The organism is Methanosarcina sp., assembly GCF_028693135.1.
Lineage (GTDB): Archaea > Halobacteriota > Methanosarcinia > Methanosarcinales > Methanosarcinaceae > Methanosarcina.
Window position 1 is genome coordinate 89910 of record NZ_JAQUVZ010000009.1, and the last position, 20441, is coordinate 110350.

18 protein-coding genes are annotated in these 20441 nt (G+C 40.7%); 9 read left to right on the top strand and 9 right to left on the bottom strand.

The features are described from left to right. Window position 1: 1 nt before the first annotated feature. Genes cas3 through PHF18_RS06525 form a run of 4 tightly spaced genes read right to left on the bottom strand, consistent with a single transcriptional unit; the run spans window position 2 to window position 5995 of the window. Complete coding sequence (gene cas3 / locus PHF18_RS06510; protein ID WP_300099994.1) at window positions 2–2437, bottom strand: CRISPR-associated helicase Cas3'; 2436 nt, start codon at window positions 2435–2437, stop codon at window positions 2–4. After that, window positions 2412–3113, bottom strand: coding sequence for a type I-B CRISPR-associated protein Cas5b (gene cas5b, locus PHF18_RS06515; RefSeq protein ID WP_300099997.1), 702 nt, complete (start codon window positions 3111–3113; stop codon window positions 2412–2414). The genes cas3 and cas5b overlap by 26 nt, the downstream gene beginning before the upstream one ends. 9 nt (window positions 3114–3122) lie before the next feature. After that, window positions 3123–4133 (bottom strand): type I-B CRISPR-associated protein Cas7/Csh2, encoded by a 1011-nt coding sequence (gene cas7b, locus PHF18_RS06520; protein ID WP_300100000.1) that lies wholly within the window; start codon window positions 4131–4133, stop codon window positions 3123–3125. Then, window positions 4130–5995 carry a TIGR02556 family CRISPR-associated protein gene (locus PHF18_RS06525; RefSeq protein WP_300100003.1) on the bottom strand — a complete coding sequence of 622 codons (1866 nt, stop codon included), beginning with the start codon at window positions 5993–5995 and terminating at the stop codon, window positions 4130–4132. Before PHF18_RS06525 ends, cas7b begins: the two co-directional genes overlap by 4 nt. 223 nt (window positions 5996–6218) lie before the next feature. Between PHF18_RS06525 and csa3 the strand changes: the two genes are divergently transcribed. Further along, window positions 6219–6821 (top strand): CRISPR-associated CARF protein Csa3, encoded by a 603-nt coding sequence (csa3, locus tag PHF18_RS06530; protein ID WP_300100006.1) that lies wholly within the window; start codon window positions 6219–6221, stop codon window positions 6819–6821. Between the two features lie 384 nt (window positions 6822–7205). Here csa3 and PHF18_RS06535 read toward each other — a convergent pair whose 3' ends face one another. Together PHF18_RS06535 and PHF18_RS06540 are read right to left on the bottom strand one after the other, a co-directional pair. Further along, the gene (locus PHF18_RS06535; protein WP_300100009.1) at window positions 7206–7379 is read right to left on the bottom strand and encodes a hypothetical protein; all 174 of its coding nucleotides are present in this window, start codon (window positions 7377–7379) and stop codon (window positions 7206–7208) included. 48 nt (window positions 7380–7427) lie between these two features. Beyond that, the gene (locus PHF18_RS06540; protein ID WP_300100012.1) at window positions 7428–8147 is read right to left on the bottom strand and encodes a DNA alkylation repair protein; all 720 of its coding nucleotides are present in this window, start codon (window positions 8145–8147) and stop codon (window positions 7428–7430) included. Between the two features lie 253 nt (window positions 8148–8400). Between PHF18_RS06540 and PHF18_RS06545 the strand changes: the two genes are divergently transcribed. After that, window positions 8401–8895: a GNAT family N-acetyltransferase gene (locus tag PHF18_RS06545; protein ID WP_300100017.1), complete on the top strand. Its 495-nt coding sequence runs from the start codon at window positions 8401–8403 to the stop codon at window positions 8893–8895. Between the two features lie 369 nt (window positions 8896–9264). On the opposite strand, the gene PHF18_RS06550 is transcribed toward PHF18_RS06545, so the two are convergent. Next, complete coding sequence (locus tag PHF18_RS06550; RefSeq protein WP_300100020.1) at window positions 9265–9621, bottom strand: hypothetical protein; 357 nt, start codon at window positions 9619–9621, stop codon at window positions 9265–9267. 541 nt (window positions 9622–10162) lie between these two features. Here PHF18_RS06550 and PHF18_RS06555 point away from each other — a divergent pair. The 7 genes from PHF18_RS06555 to PHF18_RS06585 all read left to right on the top strand — a co-directional run bounded on the left by PHF18_RS06555 (window position 10163) and on the right by PHF18_RS06585 (window position 18429). Next, window positions 10163–10303, top strand: a complete 141-nt coding sequence (locus PHF18_RS06555) for a hypothetical protein (RefSeq protein WP_300100023.1) — start codon at window positions 10163–10165, stop codon at window positions 10301–10303. Between the two features lie 12 nt (window positions 10304–10315). Continuing rightward, the gene (locus PHF18_RS06560) at window positions 10316–11134 is read left to right on the top strand and encodes an ABC transporter ATP-binding protein (protein WP_300100026.1); all 819 of its coding nucleotides are present in this window, start codon (window positions 10316–10318) and stop codon (window positions 11132–11134) included. Window positions 11135–11349: 215 nt separating this feature from the next. After that, a complete protein-coding gene (locus PHF18_RS06565) occupies window positions 11350–12189 on the top strand; it encodes a DUF1638 domain-containing protein (RefSeq protein ID WP_300100029.1) in 840 nt (279 codons plus the stop codon). A 327-nt stretch (window positions 12190–12516) separates the two neighbouring features. Further along, a complete protein-coding gene (locus PHF18_RS06570) occupies window positions 12517–13323 on the top strand; it encodes a DUF1638 domain-containing protein (RefSeq protein WP_300100032.1) in 807 nt (268 codons plus the stop codon). A 256-nt stretch (window positions 13324–13579) separates the two neighbouring features. After that, window positions 13580–15379, top strand: a complete 1800-nt coding sequence (locus PHF18_RS06575) for a glycosyltransferase family 4 protein (protein ID WP_300100035.1) — start codon at window positions 13580–13582, stop codon at window positions 15377–15379. A 55-nt stretch (window positions 15380–15434) separates the two neighbouring features. Further along, the gene (locus PHF18_RS06580) at window positions 15435–16463 is read left to right on the top strand and encodes a DUF4921 family protein (protein WP_300100038.1); all 1029 of its coding nucleotides are present in this window, start codon (window positions 15435–15437) and stop codon (window positions 16461–16463) included. Window positions 16464–17265: 802 nt separating this feature from the next. Continuing rightward, window positions 17266–18429 (top strand): glycosyltransferase family 4 protein, encoded by a 1164-nt coding sequence (locus PHF18_RS06585; RefSeq protein ID WP_300100041.1) that lies wholly within the window; start codon window positions 17266–17268, stop codon window positions 18427–18429. Between the two features lie 746 nt (window positions 18430–19175). Here the strand turns inward: PHF18_RS06585 and PHF18_RS06590 are convergent. Beyond that, window positions 19176–19805 (bottom strand): DUF2150 family protein, encoded by a 630-nt coding sequence (locus PHF18_RS06590; RefSeq protein WP_300100044.1) that lies wholly within the window; start codon window positions 19803–19805, stop codon window positions 19176–19178. Window positions 19806–19880: 75 nt separating this feature from the next. Next, window positions 19881–20330 (bottom strand): UPF0179 family protein, encoded by a 450-nt coding sequence (locus PHF18_RS06595; RefSeq protein WP_300100046.1) that lies wholly within the window; start codon window positions 20328–20330, stop codon window positions 19881–19883. Between the last annotated feature and the right edge of the window lie 111 nt (window positions 20331–20441).

Here is a 20441-nt window from a genome sequence, read left to right on the forward strand (position 1 = left end):
GTTAATCACACATCATGCTGGACTTTAATTCAAAGACAAAACCGGTGTCAGGATCATAATAATGTTTTATTTGTTCAAAAGGAATGTATCCAATATTGAGGTCCTCTGGCTCTTCACAGGAAAAGTCTTTTTTAGGTATGGAAATTATATATTCACTGAATTTTTTTCTGATCGCCAGAAATCTCTCTTTTCTCTCCAGAGGATTTTTAAGAGATTTTATTAAGATGTACTCTTTCCAGATTTCAACCGCCTCAACGTCAAGTTCAACAAACACATCTATTTTTTCATAGCCTGCTTTATCGTCTATTAGCCTGAAATCTGAAGTAAGAGTTTTGAATTTAAGCTCGTTTATGCATGATAGTAGCTCCTTTGATTCATCTTCACTTGAAGTATCTTTAACTTTCCTGAAGTAGTTGTTATTTAATAAAAGCAAGTCTGCCTCATAAATTTCAGACGGGGATTCTTTCAATACCTCTTTTGTTTTGTCGATAAGAAAACTTGAATATATATATCGATGAAACTCTTTCCTTTCATCTTTCAGGACAACAATATTTACTTCTCCCCGATAACTTTTTGAAGAATTTCTGTTACATCGTCCTGACACCTGATTTATTGAATCAATAGTCGCAAAATCTCTGTAGACAATATCTACGTCTATATCCACTCCGGCTTCTATAAGCTGAGTACTAACGATAATTTTTCTTTTTTCCGACTTTTCTTTAATTTCTTTAATTTTATTAAGTCTCACTTTTGGGACAATGTTGGTAGAAAGATAATAATAACTGCTATTTTCAAGTTCCAGGTCATTTAAATGCTTAAATATATCTAGAGAAGACTTAATTGTATTCAATACAAATAAGAAATCCTTTTCGGGATTCTCTTTAACTTTTGATTCAATTATTTCCTTAAAATCATTAAGATTCATTGGATTCAGGTTTATTTCCAGCTTAACTCGATCAAATTCCCTGAAATACTTATCTTTATTATTAACCAGCTCGAGAATTTCCTTTTTTTCAGGATCGAAAATAAGCGGTTGAGTTGCTGTCACAAAAATGAAATACGTATTAAAATATTCACCAAAACCCGAAATAAGCTGTTTTAACAGTAACCAGTACTTATGAGGAATTGACTGGACTTCATCAAGTATTACAATCGAATTTGCAATGGTGTGGAATTTCCTGAGTGAGCGATTTTTATTAGATACAATTGTATGGAAAAACTGGACAAAAGTGGTAACGATTATTTCAGAGTTCCATCCCTCAATTAAAAATAGACTCTTAAGCCCTTCAAATTCTTCGTCTTCTTGCGTTTTGTAAAAAATATCTGCAAGATGATGATGTTTAAGCAACACGTCTTCAGTAGGATTAGCCCTTTCAACTGTTTTAAAAACGTCTTCAAAAACATCATAGTTCTGATCTATTATGCTCAGAAAAGGTAGCGAATAAATAATTTTTGCCTTGATTCTTTTTTCCTCTCTTAATCTTGCTTTCAATTTTAATGCAAATGAAAGCGATGTGAGAGTTTTCCCTGAACCTGTAGGAACGCTTATTGAATATATTTTGTTATCAAGGTCAAGCTTCTCAATACTTTCTGTGACTTCCTTGTAGATCTCATTACGTACCTTATTGATTGTATTTTCATTACTCTGGAAGCCCTTCTCTACCTTATACTTATCCACAAGTTCAGATGAAATATCGATTTCACTGAAAACATCAATAGAAGAAGCATCAATCTTATCAGAGTTAATGAGAATTGAATAAAGAGTTAATGTAATTAAATAATAGCCTGTAAATTGCTCTTCCTTGAGCAATTTTACGAATTTTCTTCGATTTTTTAAAATCTCGCCAGCAATGGAACGATATTCATTACAAAAAGTGTCGATGTCAAAAGAAATATCATAACCATCTAGTAACTGCTCATAGACTGTTTTCAACTCGCTTATTTCGAGCGATTTTATTTGAAGATCGATAACTTCAAGGGTATCTTCATTTACCAATTCTCGAATTTCATCTTCAGCATTTTTTAAGTTCCCATGATGCCGTTTTACAATAAGATATCCTATGGTGGGAATTAATCTCAGACTGTTGTCATTATTTAATGAGTTTACATATTTTTCTAATATATAGTAGGTAAAAATAGCTGAAATAAGGCCATGATGATATTCTTTTTTATTTTTTAAGCCCCTTTGTATGGCAGGATCTGTCTCAAAAAGATACCTTTGAAAGTACTTTGTACCCTTCCCAAAATCATGACAGATCCCTATAAGAAATGCTATTTTAGAAAAGGTATTTTCATCGATCCCAAACTTTTCTAGAGATAAGATTTTCTCCCTACTGGTCAAGATAGATTTGTTTCCTACATTGGATAAGTGTCTAAATAGTATTTTATCGGGATGGGAATGAAGATGGAAATCACATGAAGACAATTCCTTCTCCATTCTCAAGCCTCCAGAGATTATTTACATTCGCAACAATACTTTTTCCATTTTTTTCAAACAAAACTTTGCCGTATTCTGTAACTTCTCTATTGGGAAGCATTTCTATCGGAATAGTCTCTGAGAAATACTCTTTTCCTTCTTCGAAATGGATTTTTAGGAGCTTTTTTTCGGGGATTACAGAATAGATTTCCCTCTCAGAATCTGAAATTTCACTGACAGCCTCCATTTCCCCTATGAATTCATAATTGGCAATGTGTTCACTTAGACCAAGGCACAGAGTATACACCGACTTGTGTTCTTTTAACATAGAATAAAGTTTGTTATATACTTCTTCCGAGGAATGAGAAAAATAAATCCTGTATTTTACATCTTTTAATACCTCGAATCTGATCTGGGTTCTGGTCTTTATTCTGCTCATCATAGGAGCAATTTTGGTGTCGATCAAATTCTCTGCAATTCTGGTCTTTTTGATAGGACAGCATATTTTTACTGCAATATTTGCATCTTCTTTAGAGAAATAATTCAGGTATTCATCTTTTCCAAGCCCTTCTATTGCACCAATCATTCCAGCAATGGCTGTTCGAGGAGGAATGGAATACGTAAGGGGAGAAGTTGTAGTATAGTGTTTTCGGAAATGCCCAAATTCTCCCCATACATCGAAAACTAATACTTTCATGTTCTTAACTCACATTGATAATTGTTCAGTGCCGATCCCTGCTTCATTAAGACACTTCTCGAAGTCCGTCTCTTCTCCGCCATATATGAATACAAGAGACCCGTCCAGACATAACTGGATATTTTCGATCTTGTCTTTGTTTTTAGCCAGTATTTCAACCAGCCTCTGAACATCAATCTTCACCTGTGAGATGTCCCTAATTTCTTCATCAATCAGATCAGATTTTAGAGTGAAAAGGTTGTTCAGGTCTCCAATGTGATAATTTCCCTCTTTGTAGTTTACTTTCAACAAGAGACGGGGAACCTGTCCTACTTTTGACCTGGAAATCAGATTCTTAGTTCCATTCCACATTCCATCAAGAAGCAGATCTACATCTTCCTCAGAAAGTTTTGTATCCTTTGCCGCATTTTCATTAATAATTCCATAAAAACTTATCAAAGAATAGGGCAAGAAATCTTCTTCTCGGAAGGTTTTCTGGCTGGCTCCTTCCTTGGATGCAAATGCTCCAGTTCCCCTAAAATGTTTCATGAACACTTTGTGCATTGATCTTCCAATCTTAAATTGTACAGGACCGGTATGGGTTATTGAACCCGTTTTCTCTTTTTCTTTTTCTTTTTCTTTTTCTTTCTCTTTTTTGTTTTGGACTTTAAGTTCAAGAGGCACAGTGCAACCAAAAAGACGAACGTCGATACATTTATTTAAAATATTTTCATCGATGTTCTTTTTCCCTGTTTCAAAAGCATCGAGAGGCTCTTTAGTCGTTAAAAAATCTCTAGCTCTCAGTTTTGCATCTTGGATGTCTCCCTTCTCGTCTGAAATTTCTCTCACAAAAATTTCTTCATTTCTAAACTTATTGAGATAATCCCTAATGGTTCTCTTGAGTCTAACATCCGTTACGAGGTTTATCCCTGTCTCTTCATCAATCCTTGGTTTGTTTTCATCAAGTGGGTCTCCATTTGGATTCCCATCTTTCAGATCATACAAAAATACAATTTCAGATCTTCTGTTTACGTCAGTCATTTTTTTACCTCCATCTCAGATTTAGGTGACTTTAAAAGGTTTGACATATTCATACCTAAAACAAAATAAAAACTGATTTCATCGTTTGGCATTTTCCAATTAGTGCCTGATTGAATCATGTATTTAGATATCAGATTTTCGAGTTCTTTATAATAATTTGAATCATACTCTTCTAGTTTATTTATGATTTCAGGGAAGATCCTTTTCACATGACGCTCATCAAGATTCAGGCCTCGAAGTTTAGTTCTGAAAGGAGTGCTTCCACGCTGGTATTTTTGAATATTTAGTAGATACTGGACCAGTGTCCCTTCTAAAAAAATAGCCTTCTTTGCATCGGTATTGAAAAAATTATAAAATTCCGAAAAGATAACATTTGTCCGTTCCTCGTAACCACTGTTTTCCTTTGGTGCTATATCACTTAATAAAACCGATAAATTCTTAGAATTCACACATTTACCTCCATTATAATTTCCAAGCAAATGCAGCTGACTTAAGAAATCTAACATTTGAAACCCTTGAAATAGTGAATACCTAATGGGATTTTCCTTCCTGAAATCTTTTCTAATATGCTGCATTATATACTTTAATAAAAAATTGTAATCAATTGATGTTCCCGTAAATATCCCATTTATTACTTCTAAAAAATATTTGTTCGTGTTCGGGTCATCTGGAGTATTCGGGAAAAAACACCTTACATTACCTAATGTAAATTGAATTGATTTTGTTTCAGTATCATTAGAGAAATAGTTACTGAATATTTGCCTCTTGTCAACGATTTCTTTGGATTTGAAAAGTTCTCTTAGCCTTGAAGGAAGTACATCCTCTATATACAAAAGAATGCGATACGCAGAATTGGATTTTTCATAAAATTGAATATTAAAATTAAGATAATCGTCCTTTTCACTTAGAATGTTAAGGATATCTATTTCATTAGCCTGCAAGAAATTTTGATATCCCTCGTTAAAAGCAAATTTTTTCTCATTGAAATTCTCAAAAACGTCAAAAATATCTTCGTTTGCATTCTTAGTAAGTAACTTGGGGATAAGGAGAAAATTGAATCCATAAAAACCAAAAGACATGTATTTCTCAATGTATTCTTTTCCTGCTGTGATTTTCAAGGCGCATTCAAGGCAAACAGGATTGTTTCTCCATGCCTTACTCTGGTCAAAACCCCCGCTAACAAACCCTCGTTTATCTACGGTATAAAATTCATAAGGTGTAACGAAACCATAAACTTCTTTATGTGTTTTGCAAACAGAACATACTTTATCATCCTCTTTAGAGACAATATCATATTTGCTGTAAAATTTAGAAGCCCCATTATTTTTAAGGATTTTTCGAAATACCTCAAAATCTCCGACATATCTGATGAAGCCATTTTCTTCAAGAACTAAGGTTAATATCGAATTTTCCTTTGCATCTATTGAGTTTACTTTAGGTTCAAGCTCCGAAAGTATTATCTCTTCATTTTCTTTTATACACTTTCCAAGAAGCTCCAAAAATTGTACTTCTTCACCATCCAATATGGGCTTTGCTTCTTTCAAAGGCTTTGAGAACCAACCTATGATCTTGTTAGAAAAAGTTTTTTTGATTTCTGTGACTCTTGCAGTAGGAGTGATGTCTGGACCATTAGATGACCCTCTCTTGTAGAGATATTTTGCAATTTTCTCTTTTGAATACTCCTGATGCTCAATTCCTTTAAACTCAAAATGATCTTGGCTGGACGCAAACTTGATGCAGAATACATGCTTATAAGTTTCATTGCTTGCAGGATTCTCAACTAAGATTGATACGAAATCGTTTAGATCTTTATTTTCTTTTTCGAGTGTATACTCACCAATTTCTTTTATCGCTTCGATCACAGAAATTACACCCTCATAAAATAATCTAATAGATAATGAAATTAATTCATTAAATCAGTTTCTTTTTTCAAATTCAACCCTGAACTTGTACACCCTAAACATTCATTAGTTATATTGTATATATACGTTTCTAAATTTAATTATATTAATCAACATATTATGTAAACTAACCTATACCTCACATCGGAAAACATATAACCGAACCAAACAATACAATCATTTAATGCCAAAACTCACACTTATCTCCACAATCTACGCTCTTGAACCTGTAATTATCTGTGTGACCCGGCTTTCCCCTTCGAAAATTATACTGCTGTCAGAGGAAGGGGCGGGTGATAAGAAGTTGCAATCCGAGGAAATGATTGAGAAGACCTTTAAAAACGCGCTTGAAGTTGAGAAAAAATATACCTCTCTTTATGATACCGTCCGCGTAGCAAAAGATGTTGCCGAGCTGATTGAAAAGGAACACGATAGAGGCAACCAGGTCATTGTCAATGTTTCGGGTGGGCGGAAGCCGCAGGCTTTTGGAGCGCTTTTCGGGGCATATGCCAGGAACGATATGGTACAGAGAATTGTATATGTGACCGAGGAAGACAGTATGATGATTGATTTTCCGGTGCTGAGCTTCAACCTCTCGGAAACAAAGAAACTGATACTTGAAGAGATCCAGAAAGGGGTTTCTGCTGTCACTCAGATTGCGGCAACTGCCGGGATTTCTAAGGGTATGACTTACAACCACTTAAGGGAGCTAAAATCAATGGGGTATATTGCAGACGGGGACAATGGGTACATAATAACTGATGCAGGAAAAATTGCCTCTATTTAACCGCCTGGACAAAATACAGGAAATCAAAACCTTGAGGGGTTTGAGAAAACAAAGCTATTTTCATCTATCTTCTCTTTCCCCTCATTTAAGAGTTTTATATTTCCACATTATCACATTTAATCACACCCAATAAAAATAAAGAGTCACATACTCATTACATCATCGAGGGAAGCATAGAAAAGATAGATACGAAATAAACTTTCTCATCAGAACTTCAGAAATATTAAGTCCTTCTCATTACTGAGCAAATAGAACAAAATACTTGTGAAGACATTTAATTAATTGGCAGACAGACAAAGATTGAATCAATGGATCCGCCCGCAAACCAGACTGCTGGCAAAATATATGGGAACAAAAAAACAAGAGAATATGGGGAGAAAGGAGTTAAAAGATGCAGTATGGGGGTACTGCATCGGAAAAACTCCCTGCTCCCTTAAATTTTTTTAACCTGCGATCTGCCCTTCTCTTAGTCGCCCTTCTCTCAGTCGCCCTTCTCTCAGTCTGCCCTTCTCTCAGTCTACCCTTCTTTTCCTGTTTCCCCACTTTTGATATTTCCACAGCTTGACTTCCATAGCTTATTTTTTCCGCAGATTATTTTTCTGCAGCTTATTTTTCCATAGCCTTAGCCCGGAGATCTTCAGGGAATTTTTCGATTGCGTACCTGAGGGAGGTCCTGGGCATTTCTTTTTTGTTTTTCATGACGTAATCGAAGACTTCTTGCAGGTGGGATTTGCTGGCTTCTTTCAGCATCCAGCCGTAGCCTTTCCGGACGAGGTCGTCTTTATCTGTGAGGAGAAGGTCTGAGATTTCGAAGATATCTGGCAGGAAAAGGCCTTTTCTTGCAGGCAGGATGAGGGTTACGGCTGACGCCCGCCTGAGCCAGCGGTTGTCCGATTGGGTCCAGAGCTTGAGGTTTTCAATGTAAGAGGGGAATTTTTCGATAAAAGAGCCAACCGCGTGGTTGCAGAGAGTGTCGCACTTCGCCCAGTTGTTTACGTAGTTTTCGACCCAGTGCTCAAAAACGAAGAAATCGGCTTCGGTGTATTCGGCTCTTACATCGTATGCCCATTCGAAGGCGATATAGGCTTCCTCGCAGTAGTCCGACTGCAGGAGGTCTTCACACAGGAGAAATATATTTATTTTGTCCGCCTGTCCTGCCTGCTTCAGCTCCTTAAAATAGTCCTTTGCAATTTTACCAGCAGTAGAAGACTTTACCCCGTAGCACTTCACCGCTTCTTTAAAAAAACGGGAACTACTGTTTTTTGTTTTTTCGTCCACGTTTTCGATTAAGTCCTTTCTGACCCTGGATACAACATCGGTTTGCACAGTTTTTTATTTAATCAAAGGTGTTACTTATATCTTGTTTTTCAGGTGCGAAATTTCATTTCTGAAAATGGTCAGGTATGAGAAGGGTACGCAAATCCGGAGGAGAAAAGTATGCTGATCCGGAGGAGAAAGGTACGCAAATCCGGAGGAGAAAGGTAAGCTGACCGGACGAGAAATGTTGAAATGAGGTCCGGAAAGAAAAATCTGAAAGGCATTAAAAACATTTTTCATGAGGGAAGCTCAATTTCCCATCATGCCTCGAGTAAAGATTCGCCCTCAAGAACTTTCCGATGCCGAGCGCCTATTTGAAATTCTCACACATACGGACTTTGAGTTTATAGAAATCCCAATCAAAACCCTTGAAGATGAAAAACAATTCCTGAAGCTGAACGGGGTAAAAAGGATAAACAATTTTGAACACAACTATTCAATTCTTTATGACGAAAAACTTGTAGGGATCTGCGGGATCGGGATCGACCAGCACAGGCCATGGATGGGGGAAATCGGGTATCTTGTTGATAACGCATACCAGAGGCAGGGTATTGCAACCGAAGCTGTAAAGCAGCTTGAGAAAATTGGTTTTGGCGCACTGAAACTACAGAGAATTGTTATCCTGATGGATACTCGAAACTTCGAAAGTGAACAGGTTGCCCGGAAGTGCGGATACGAAAAAGAAGGAGTCGCAAAAAAGATCCACAGAATAAGGAAAGAGTATTATGACTGCTTCGTATATGCCAAAACCAGGTGAACAGCAAGTAAGTAGCAGATAAGCAACAGATAAACAGCAGGTAAGTAGCAGATAAGCAACAGGACAGCCGGGGAGCAGTAAAAATAGAGCTCAGATCAACCAGTGGAAAAAAATCAAAGTTGCGCTGGCGCACCCCGCCGCAAGCAACGGGGTATGTTCGCGCCACCGCTCCAAATTCCGTTAAAGAAGACAATAACCCTAAAAACTTTAGTTTGAGCAGGAGTTAACAACCAAAAAATTGAATTGATAAATCATATTATTATTAACGGTTACCGGGGAAGTTTTCCATCCCCGCAGCAAGCTAGCGGGGTATTCGACTGAAAATAAAAATGGAGGAAAAGAATCCTGAGTTCGGGGGGCTGTAAAAACTCAGACCAGCCCCACAGTTTCTATAAGGCTGACTCCGTACCAGACTACCATAAGGTTGTTTATCGTTACCAGGATGCCTACGGATTCTATTATGTGTTTTGTGAGATTCCAGCGCCCCGTTGAAGTTTTGATTATCGGAGCTACGTAAAAGAGCAGCATAATGAATGCAACTTTTATAAGCAGAAGATGATAAATCCCGTAATTTTCCAGGATCATTGCAGGAACAGGGTTATATTCTGCGCCAAACGGCAAGGCGTAAAAGGTAGAAGCCCAATCCCCGATCACATAGAAAAGGATAATAAACCGGATATCGTACAGGAAAGACCAGAACGAACTCCGAATAGAGTTAACTTCCAACAAAAAACCCCCTCGATTACTTCTCTGTTTTTCGGATACAGCGAATTTAATTTATAAGATTATATAAACGTAAGAAACTAAGATAGAGGTTTACAAATATTAGGAAGAGGAAGGTAAAGGGTTTTAATAATATTTAAGGTGTTTATGAGCTGTCGAATATGAAACAAAGGTCTAAACAAACTTAAATTAGCGAACAAACAGATAAATAATTATTAAACAGAAATTTTTAAGAATTAAAATGAAAAAAGAAAATTTAAAGGCTCCTGAAGTCAGTTAGGAGTAAATTTTGGAAATTATATCTAACCGATGTCCGATGCTTTTAAGATAGGACGCGAAGGAATTTTTCTAGCCATGTTTTCCTGCCAGTTAAGGGATATGCTGCAAGTATGGAAAGGTATAAAAAGGAGAGTTTTTTCTAAGAAGAAAACTCCTACAAAAAGAAAACTCTTACAAAAAGAAAACTCCTGCAAAAAGAAAACTCCTACATAAAGAAAACTCCTGCAAAAAGAAAACTCCTACATAAAGAAAACTCCTGCAAAAGATGATTCCAGCAAAAAGTGGTCCAGCAAAAAATGGTCCAGCAAAAAGCGATCAGCAAAAAGTGGTCCAGCAAAATCCTGAATTGAGCGCCCTGCTGGAGATAACGGCTGAAATACTGGCTGAAAATCTGCTTTCAAACTAAAAGATGATACTAATGGATGAACAATTACAAAACCCGGAGATAGAGAACTTCCCCCCCTTGCTGGAAATGAAAAATGTTACAGTGGTCAGAGGTGGGAAAAAGATCCTTGACTCCGTATCCCTTTCCATCAAGCCCGGAGAACATGTTGCAATTATAGGGCCCAATGGCTCTGGCAAGTCTTCCCTGATAAAGACATTAACAAAAGAATATCACCCACTGGCAAGAGCCGACGGGCTCGTCCTGAAAATCATGGGTAAAGAGACCTGGCACGTTTTTGAGCTCAGGAAGCTTCTCGGGATAGTTTCCGGGGAACTCCAGCAGACGTGCTGCCGCCAGATCCGGGTTCTTGATGTTGTACTCTCAGGGTTTTTCAGCAGCATAGGCATATATTACAACCACAAAGTGACCCCTGAAATGGAAGCCAGGGCAGAGGAAGTTCTGGAGTTCCTTGAGATATCCCACCTCACAGACCGGCTGATGTGCGAACTTTCCACAGGGGAAGCAAGAAGAGTTCTGATAGGGAGAGCTCTTGTTCACGACCCGCAGGCGCTCTTCCTGGATGAACCTGCAAACAGCCTTGACTTAAAAGCCCTGCACAGTTTCCGCGAAAGCGTCCGGAAAATTGCCCTTTCAGGCAAAAGTGTGATCCTTGTTACTCACAACCTGCAGGATGTCATTCCCGAAATCAGCCGTGTGGTCCTCATAAAGGAAGGGAAAATCTTCAGGGACGGGAAAAAGGAGGAGGTCCTGACAGATGCAAACCTCTCGGAGCTTTTTTCCCTTTCCGTAAAAGTCCTGGAAAGAGAAGGTTACTACCAGGCCTGGAGCTGAAGAAAAGCCCATTCCGGCTCCAATCCTGAAAATCCGCCCAATGCCTATTCCGGTTCCAGCCCTGAAAATCCGCCTTTTTCAGAGCTTACCGGGACAGAGGAAAATGAATCAATATTTAAAAACCTCGCAGTATTTAAAAACCCTCGTTTTCTACTAAGAGTTATTAGCTCTCCCGATAAGGATATTCTTTAATAGTCCCGGGCAAAGTCTATATCATGACAGTGATGGGAATAATCGGCTGCAGGGTATTCGAGGACGAAATTGTCCATGTGCTTTCAAATGACCCTGAAGTGGAAAGGATTTACCTCGTAAAAGATGACGAAAACATCGGCCTCCTGCACAAACTTGAAGTTAAGGGGCTTAAGCCGGTGGTCCTGCCTGTTCACGAGATCAGGGCTTGCCTGGAACAAAGTGATGAATTCAGCGTTATTGTCCAGCTTCAGGAGATAGGACTCCATATGAACTCTTCCAGGCTCAAAAGTAAAACATATACAAACCTGAACCTGATATCCCGGTTTGCAGACGGAATCCTCCTTTTCTACGGGCTCTGCGGGCATGCGTTTTCCCGGATGCAGAAAGATTTTGCACATACCGGATGCTCTCTACAGCTGCTGCAGGACAGAAGTGCAGGCGGACCGGCACAGCCCCTTGCAGACTGCATTGCAGCAGCCCTTGGAGGCAGCTCCCGCTACCGGGAAATTTTGAAAAACCACAGTGATACTTTTTTCTTAACTCCCATGTGGGCCGCAAACTGGAAAAACGCTTTCGGAGTGAATGAGAAATCGCCTGGGGGTTTTGAATTCACCCCTGAAAACCTGAGAGAACTCGGGTATCGGAAAGTTGCAAGGGTCGACACAGGGCTTTCCTATGAACCTGATTTTGAGAAAAAAATAGAAGAATTTGCGCTTGACTTCGGGTTCGAGATTATAGAACTTAAAGGTAGCACTGAAATAGCGCAAAAATCGTACAGTCTAATGCAAAGTATGCTGCTCAGGCCTCACTTACAGCCTGAAAACATTTTGTTCAAAAAGAACTTTCAGGGTTTTAGTACTTAAGGATTGACTCAAAAATGATCAACTTTTTTTGAAATTTTTAAACTTTTTTGAAGGCATTACGTCAAGTCATTGGAATATACCAGAAAATTAATTAGTACATTTTAGTAACGCTTATGTATATAAGGGTACACGTAAAATAATAAATGAAGATTTTTAAAGATGAAAATATAAATTTATAGAAAGCCTGTACTATGTGATTTTTTTAAGAATATGATTTTTAAGACATTTTTCTGGAAATTACACGAAATCCCTCAGAGAACGCACTATCAGCTTTCAAAATGAGAAAACCCCGAGTTGCCAGGAATTAAACATGCCAGAGGAGTCTACATGCCAGTAATAACCATAATAGGGTGCAGGATGTTCGAAGACGAGATAATGCATCTTCTTGAAAACGACCCTGAAATTGGAAAAGTGCTCGTAGTGGAAAACGAAGACTGCGACGGCATCATGAAAAAGATGACAGAAGCAGGAATTGCACACACTGCTCTCCCCCTTGAAGATGTTCCCGATAAATCGGCAGGAAAAGATAAAGGTTTAACCCTAATCGTATACATGCTTGAATTTTCCCTGCATGCAATCCCTGAAAACCTTAAAAAAACCGTTTATTCAAAAGTAGAACTTATGGCACCCCGCTCGGATGGAATCCTGCTTTTTTACGGGCTTTGCGGGAACGTGCTCGGGCAAATTGAAGAAGACTTCAAAAACCTGGACTGCAAAGTCTGTATCCTGAAAGAAGAAAACGGAGAAATCGTGGATGACTGTATCAGTGCCGTGCTCGGGGGCAGAGGTAACTACCAGAAAGCCCTGAAAAACGGCAGAAACGGAGCGACCTTTTTCCTGACCCCCATGTGGGCTGTAAACTGGAGGGAAATGCTCCGGGCTGCAGGCCTGAGCCAGGACCCGAATAATATAGAGATGTCGAAGTTTGTCTTTGACTATGCGGGTTACAAAAAAGTTGCAAGGATAAATTCAGGCCTTGCCTACGAAAAAGAATTTGATGCCTATGTAAAGGAATTCGCTACACTCTTTGAGTTTGAGGTCACAGACCTCGAAGGGACTCTGCAGCTTGTAGAGAATTGTTACGCAAAAACAAAAGCTTCAGTGTTCGATGCCTGCCCTCACACCCAGGCTTAAAACCCGGATCTGAAAACTTTTTTCCCCGGCCCATATTTTTTCCGCCCTTATCTGGGCTTATCCTGTTCAATCCTTATCCAGTTCAATCCTTATCCTGTTCAATCCTTATCCTGTTCAATCCTTATCCTGTTTTATAGTTCCCTTCCTTCTCGCCCTTATCAGTTTCCTTTATCAATTGATAGGTATTAATATTCACAGGCGAATTAAAAATAAACACCGAATCTAAAGGCAAAAAACCTGAGGGGGAATTCAGGAATTGGGAAACCATTTCATAATAATTGCCGGAGAAGAGGCAGGACCTGTATCAAATAAAATGGGCGGGATCTGGAACGTCATTAATGAAGAGGCACATACCCTTGCGGCTCTTTTTGACTCCGGAAAACTCAAGGCAAAAGAAGACGCAGAAATCCTTGTTGCAGGGCCATATTTCGGGCACAGAGGCGCGGACTGGAACCGGGGCTTGAACAGGATTACGGATATGAACGGGCTTGCCCCACTCAGCTCTGACGGAGAGCTGGAGAAGAGTTTGAAAGCCCTTGAAAACGAAGGCATTAAAGTGTTCACAGGAGAGGAAATGGTAGGGAAAACCCGGATAGGTTACCTGCAATTTCAGACCTCGGACTTCGGGAAAATACGCTCGACACATCTGGGAAAAGAGATGAACCTCGAAAGCCGGATCAAAGCCGAAGCCTATGAACTCCTGGGGCTTGACTCCCTTAGATATGAAAGCATGCCAAATGGCGCGGAATATACCCATTACCTTTCTCTTTCACATTCGATTTCCGAGCTTATCCGGCTTCTTGTAAGTTCGGCTCCTAAAACTGCCGACACCTGGGCAGAAGAAACAGGCTCGGGTAAAGATCTGATTCCCTGTCCCGGGGTATCCCTGCACTGCCATGAGTTCGGAACATTTTATGCACCTGCGAGACTTAAGAAACTGGGGGTCCCGATAAATACTGTCGCAACCCTGCATGCTACCCTTCCCGGCAGGGCTGCCGGATATAACTCAATTCAAAAAAGAAGAAATAATGACAGCACATGGCCTCCGGGTGTGCCTGAAAACCTTGCTTCCCTCGAAGCCCTTGCCCTGTATGCAGACACGGTTACGGCAGTAGGGGAATCCACGCGGCAGGAAGCCAGACTTTTTTATGGGATTTCCGGGATTGTAATCCGAAACGGGATAACCATCGAATCCGAAAAAATAGACTGGAACCGGAAAGAACGCTGCCTTACACAGATCCGGAATTTCCTTTCCGAAAACCTGTACAGGTATTACGGAGGGGAAAAGATCGAGCCTGAAAAGATCATTCCCATTTTCACAATCTCCCGCATAGAGGTCGAAAACAAAGGATACCCTGACCTTCTCGATTCCCTTGTAGCTCTCGAGCATGTAATAAGGAACAGCATCCTGGAAGGGCATATGGAAGAGGGGATAAAGGTAGTCTGCTTCCTTGTAGCTGCCGAAGGCCCAAAAACTAACCTTCCGGAAGGGTTTCCGGTAAACCTGCCAAAAGATGTGCTTGTAGGAAACGAGCTGAGGCTTCAGCAGATGATAGAGGAGAAAGGGCTTGATTTTCCGAAAATGGTAAGGGGAAAGCGTTCAGTTGCAGCGGTCCTCTATCCCCAGATAATCTCAACAGAGGACGGAGGGCTGGAAATGGGAGCAAGAGACTTTATGGCTGGCTGCTGTGCCGGAGTGTTTCCTTCCCGCTATGACCCGTTCCTCCTCACAGGGCTTGAAGCCGGAAGAGAGGGGACCCCAAGTGTGGTAAGCCGGGTCTGCGGTTTCAGTGATGCCATAAAAACTATCGAATCCCTGGTAGAAGGCCTGGGAGGAGTAATAGTTGTAGACAACATAGACCTTTCTTACTATGAGACAGTCCTTGACTACGCCCTGGCAGTCAGTTACTTCACCCGAAATTTCGTAGACGACCGGGTAAAATACAAACTTCTCTGCAGGGAAGCTTTTCTCCTTGCAAAGGACATGGACTGGGAAAAACCCACAGAACAGTATTATGAACTGATAAGCGGAGCACGCTTCTGTGCGCAGGAATGAGGTCTCCGGAAAAGAGTGAAAACGGAAATAAGGAATGAGTTGAGGTTTTCCGAAAATGTCCGAAATCAGAAAGCATTATTTTCTCCCCGAATACTGCATAATTGCTGAAGAGAGAGCAAAAAGACCTTCGGATTTTGCAGGACCGCCCGAAGGCTCCGAAAAAAACCCTTCTGAAAGCTGCGTGTTCTGCGGGGCAAATGAAGAAAAAACGCCTCCTGCAACTGCGGTATATAAGAATGGGGAGGTCTTTGCCGATACCGGGGAAAAAAGAGTAAGCAACTGGGATTTTCGCTGTTTTCCAAACCTCTATCCTGCACTTTCTCCTCCACTTTCTCCTGCACATTCTCCTGCACATTCTCCTGCGTCACCTCCCCCCGGATTTCCCGGAAAAGGTCTTGAAGTTTTCCCGGGGTCCGGTTTCCATGAGATAATAGTGGAGTCCCCTGTGCACGGGAAAAAACTGAAGGACTTCTCCGACACTGAAATATCCGGGCTTATGAGGGTCTATAAAGATAGAGTTTGCCATTACGCAGCCCATGAAAAAATCCGTTATGTCTCCCTGTTCAAAAACTCTGGAAAATCCGCAGGCGCTTCCCTGGACCATACACACAGCCAGCTCATCGCCCTGCCGGTTTGCCCTCCGGGCCTGGAAAGGGAACTGAAGGCTATTAGAGAAAGAAAAAAGTGCCCTTACTGCACTCTCCTTGAAACAGAAAAAACCTCACCACGTTTAATCCATGAAAATAGCAAATTTGTGGCTTTTGCCCCTTACTATTCAATAGGACCCTTTGAAGTCTGGATCCTTCCAAAAGAGCATATAAGTTTTCTGGGGGATTTTAGTCCGGAGCTCCTTTTTGCCTTCGGGGAGATTTTGAGAGAGGTTCTCAGGAGTTACGCAAAAGTACTCGGAAACATGCCCTATAACCATATGTTCTATCAGCTTTTTGAAACTCCGGAGTACCACCTGAACCTCAGGCTGCTGCCCCGGATCTCCACTACTGCCGGGTTCGAGCTGAATACCGGAATTTACATCAATACGGTTTCTCCGGAAAAGGCAGCCTCATACCTGAGGGGGGATGAATGAGTTACTCATGATAAATTAGGGAGAGAAGTGAACTACCCCTGAGCTAAAGACTCAGAGACTTCCTGTGTCATCCTCCAGACCATTGTCCACAAGTCAAGCAGGCTCTACCCCGTGCCCGGTGAAAATATGTACTTGACCTTCCTTTCGGATTCCAGTTTTTGCTGGCACAGTCTCTAGCCCTTAGAGAATGAGTATGAGAGTGAAGTTTGCCCTGTTAACCAACTTGCCAAAGCATTGTGGTGAGAGCAAAATACCTCGATCCCGTGCCTGGTTATCGCTTTGGGATTTCAGCACAGGGTTTCAGCACAGGGTAATAGACTTCAAAATCGAAATAAGTTTGCAGAAGCAATAACAAGAGAACTTTGGAAAGTTGATGCTTATATCCCACGAAGCTGAAAACTTCGGGTTTTACGCTTCTTCCTATAAACAAATGAATCAAACAAATGAATCAAAAAACTGGAGTGAAAGTTTCCAGTGTAAAACATATGGAAAAAAACGGAGATATATTTATGTACAATTAAAAAGGAATAAAGTGAGATAAGTATAGAGATATATGTGTAATGCGAAAATTGGTCTGTAGACCAGGTATTATAGACAATTTCTGCTCAGAACGGGTATGTGAAGGGTTAGGGAAATACTTTCAGAGAAATTACAGCAGGAGAAGCGAAACCTGAGTTTACCAATCTGGAAAAGATATATTAACCAGGTAAACTGAAGGGTTTGAACAGCACTGGCTGGGGGAGCCTGTAACTTTTAGGATCCATGATGTCCTTCACTTTGACAAAAAGGAATGAGTGAGTCTATGAAAAAGATTCGAATAGGAATGTTTAGCTGGGAAAGTTTGTATTCTATACGTGTAGGTGGGATTTCCCCACACGTATCCGAACTCTCTGAGGCTCTTGCAGCTAAGGGTCATGAGGTTCATCTTTTTACCCGAGGCCCTGAAAACAATGATGAAATGATCAGGGGAGTCCACTACCACAGAATTGCATGCGACCGGAGTGGAGGAATAGTGGAGCAGATGAACCGGATGTGCGATGCTATGTATTGCCGGTTTCTGGACGTACAGGAGGAAGCAGGAGAGTTTGATGTCCTCCACGGGCACGACTGGCATCCTGTAAACGTCCTCTGCAGAATTAAAGCCCAATTTGGACTGCCTTTTGTCCTGACCTTCCACAGTACGGAATGGGGGCGCAACGGAAACCTTCACGGAGACTGGTGGGAAGCAAAAGAGATTGCTCACAGGGAATGGCTTGGAGGGTATGAAGCTTCCGACGTCATTACGACATCTACGATTTTGAGAAAAGAAATCAAGCACATATACGCAATTCCCGATTATAAGCTCTGGGAGATCCCCAATGGGATAAATGTGGGAAAAATTAAAAGGGAACTTGATCCTGGAAATATAAAAAGAAACTACGGAATCCATCCCTGCCTTCCTGTAGTGCTCTTCACCGGAAGGATGTCCTACCAGAAAGGGCCTGATCTGCTCGTCGAAGCTGCAGCAAAAGTCCTGAAGAAGCGGGATGCCCAGTTTGTGCTCATAGGAGAAGGAGATATGCGGGTTCAATGTGAAAACCAGGCTCAGAGGCTTGGCATTGGAGACTCCTGTAATTTCCTTGGTTACGCCCCTGATAACACTGTCATAGACTGGTTCAACGCCTGTGACCTTGTCTGTGTCCCGAGCCGGAACGAACCCTTCGGGATAGTTGTGCTTGAGGCCTGGGATGCGAAAAAGCCTGTGGTTGCAAGCGATGCAGTTGCTCTTGTTGAGAACTTCAGAACAGGAATCATTGCTCATAAAGAGCCCTCTTCCATTGCCTGGGGCCTCAACTATGTACTTGAGGGGCTGGGCCGCAACAAGATGGGAGAGAAGGGGTACGAACTCCTGAAAAAGAAATACAACTGGGAAACAATAGCTGAAAAAACCCTTGAAGTATATGAAAAAGTAATCGAAAAAGCCTGAATGTTTAAAAAATATGAGTACTTAAAAAATATAAGTACTTAGAAAAGTTTGAAGAGGAAGATGTTATAGTATCCTCTTCAAATTCAAGGGAGAATTACCCAACCAGTAAAAAAATATACAATAATTTTATTACATTACATGTAATAGCCAGAAAGCCCCAAGGCTTTAGCGTGGGAATGAATGGCGTAAACTTATCTCATTTTCGCTATCTTCTAACCTTGAAACACTATTCTTTCCTATACGATGTACTGAATTCCTAAGCGATAACCAAGCCAAGGAAACCAGAAATGTTTGTATTAAATCAAAGTTGCGCTGGCGCACCCCGCCGCAAGCAACGGGGTATGTTCGCGCCCCCGCTCCAAATTCCGTAAAAGAAAACAATAACCCTAAACATTTTAGTTTGAGCAGGAGTTAACAACCAAAAAATGAAATTGATAAATCATATTATTATTAACGGTTACCGGGGAAGTTTTCCATCCCCGCAGCAAGCTAGCGGGGTATTCAATAGAAAATAATTTTTCACCTCTGGGACAGAGGGTAGAGCCTGTGGACTTGTGAACGGTAGTTCGAGGTATGAAGCAGGAAGCTTCACAGCTTTAGCGTGAGGTAGTTCACAATAATGTCATCACATATTTACAAATTGGAAAATATCTTTTAAGTATGTTTTCCAGACCTGGCTAAATTTTTAAATTTTCAGCAAAATATGTGAAACTTACTTTTTCCTATAAGATTTGAAGAGGAAGATGTTATGCATCTTCCCCGTCGTCTTCATCAAATTCTTTATAACTGTCACTTCCTACCATTGCTGCCGAGATTGAGTCAATCCCGTCAAGCCATTCTGCAACAATGCCATCTGGAAGCTCAGCCATAACCTCTTCAGGCAGACTTTGTCCTTTGAGCACGATTGCACCGCACTGTGCAGTGTAATCAAGAGCAAGTTCAAGGTCATCCAGGGCTTCGGCTTCAATAGCTATTATTATAAGTTCTTCGATATTTGATCCTTCCTCATAGTCACCCATAAAATAGCATTCAAAGGCGACAAGAGCTCCCATCAGGGAGGTCTGTACCGAATCGATCATAAGGTCGATATCTTCAGAAATGGGTTCGACCTCGGAAAGTACGATCTCCTTGATCTCCTCAAGAATCTTTAAAGCTGTTTCTTTGGAGAGCAGAGCTTTTTCAAAGCGAGCGGTTACTTTCAGGCAGGAAAGGATCACATCATCAACCATATTGACAAATACAGCGCTTTCCTTTCCGGCTTCTTCTGATTCTTTTATTTGAAACCCGCTTTCCCTTGCCCGTCCGAGCCAGTTTTCCCAGCGCTTTTGGGTATAAAATTCATAGGGGGGGACCTGGTTCATTGCATGTTCAGGCACATATAACACCGCTTATATACATTTTTTATTAATTAATAATCAATCTTACTATTACTAAAAGATGTTTGTTTATGTTTACCAGGCAAGTTTCACTTTCTTTAAAGAATTGCCGGCTTCACATTTTGAGTCAAGGCTTTCAAGGACCCCTACAATTTTGCATTTGTCCCCTTTTAAAAGCCCTTCCGGGTGGCAGACCTCATACACCCCGCACTCTTTCTTCCCACATTTGATGGGCTCATACATAATTTTTGCCCCTTCAACTGCTTTTCTAGATTCCATGGTTGTCAGGATAGGAGCCCTGCTGACGTCCACAGCGAGTACCCCGCTGTCGTGCAGGAAACATTCGTGCAGGTCCTTACTTTTTATTCTTTCAACTCTATACCTGCGTCCGGGTTCAAGGTTAAGGCAGGTATTCTTCAGCCGGCATTTCTTGCATTCAGGCATTTCACCTTTGAATATGAATTCCAGCCCTTCCTTTGCCAGCCGTGATCCGATAAGTGTTATTTTGGTATCGCTTTCTGTCATAATAGTTCTTCCATTTAAATTTATTCTGGCATTTGTTGATTTATCGGGATTCCTGGAGCTTACCCCGAAACATTTTGAATTGAGTATTGAGATTAAACCTGAAATCAGGCA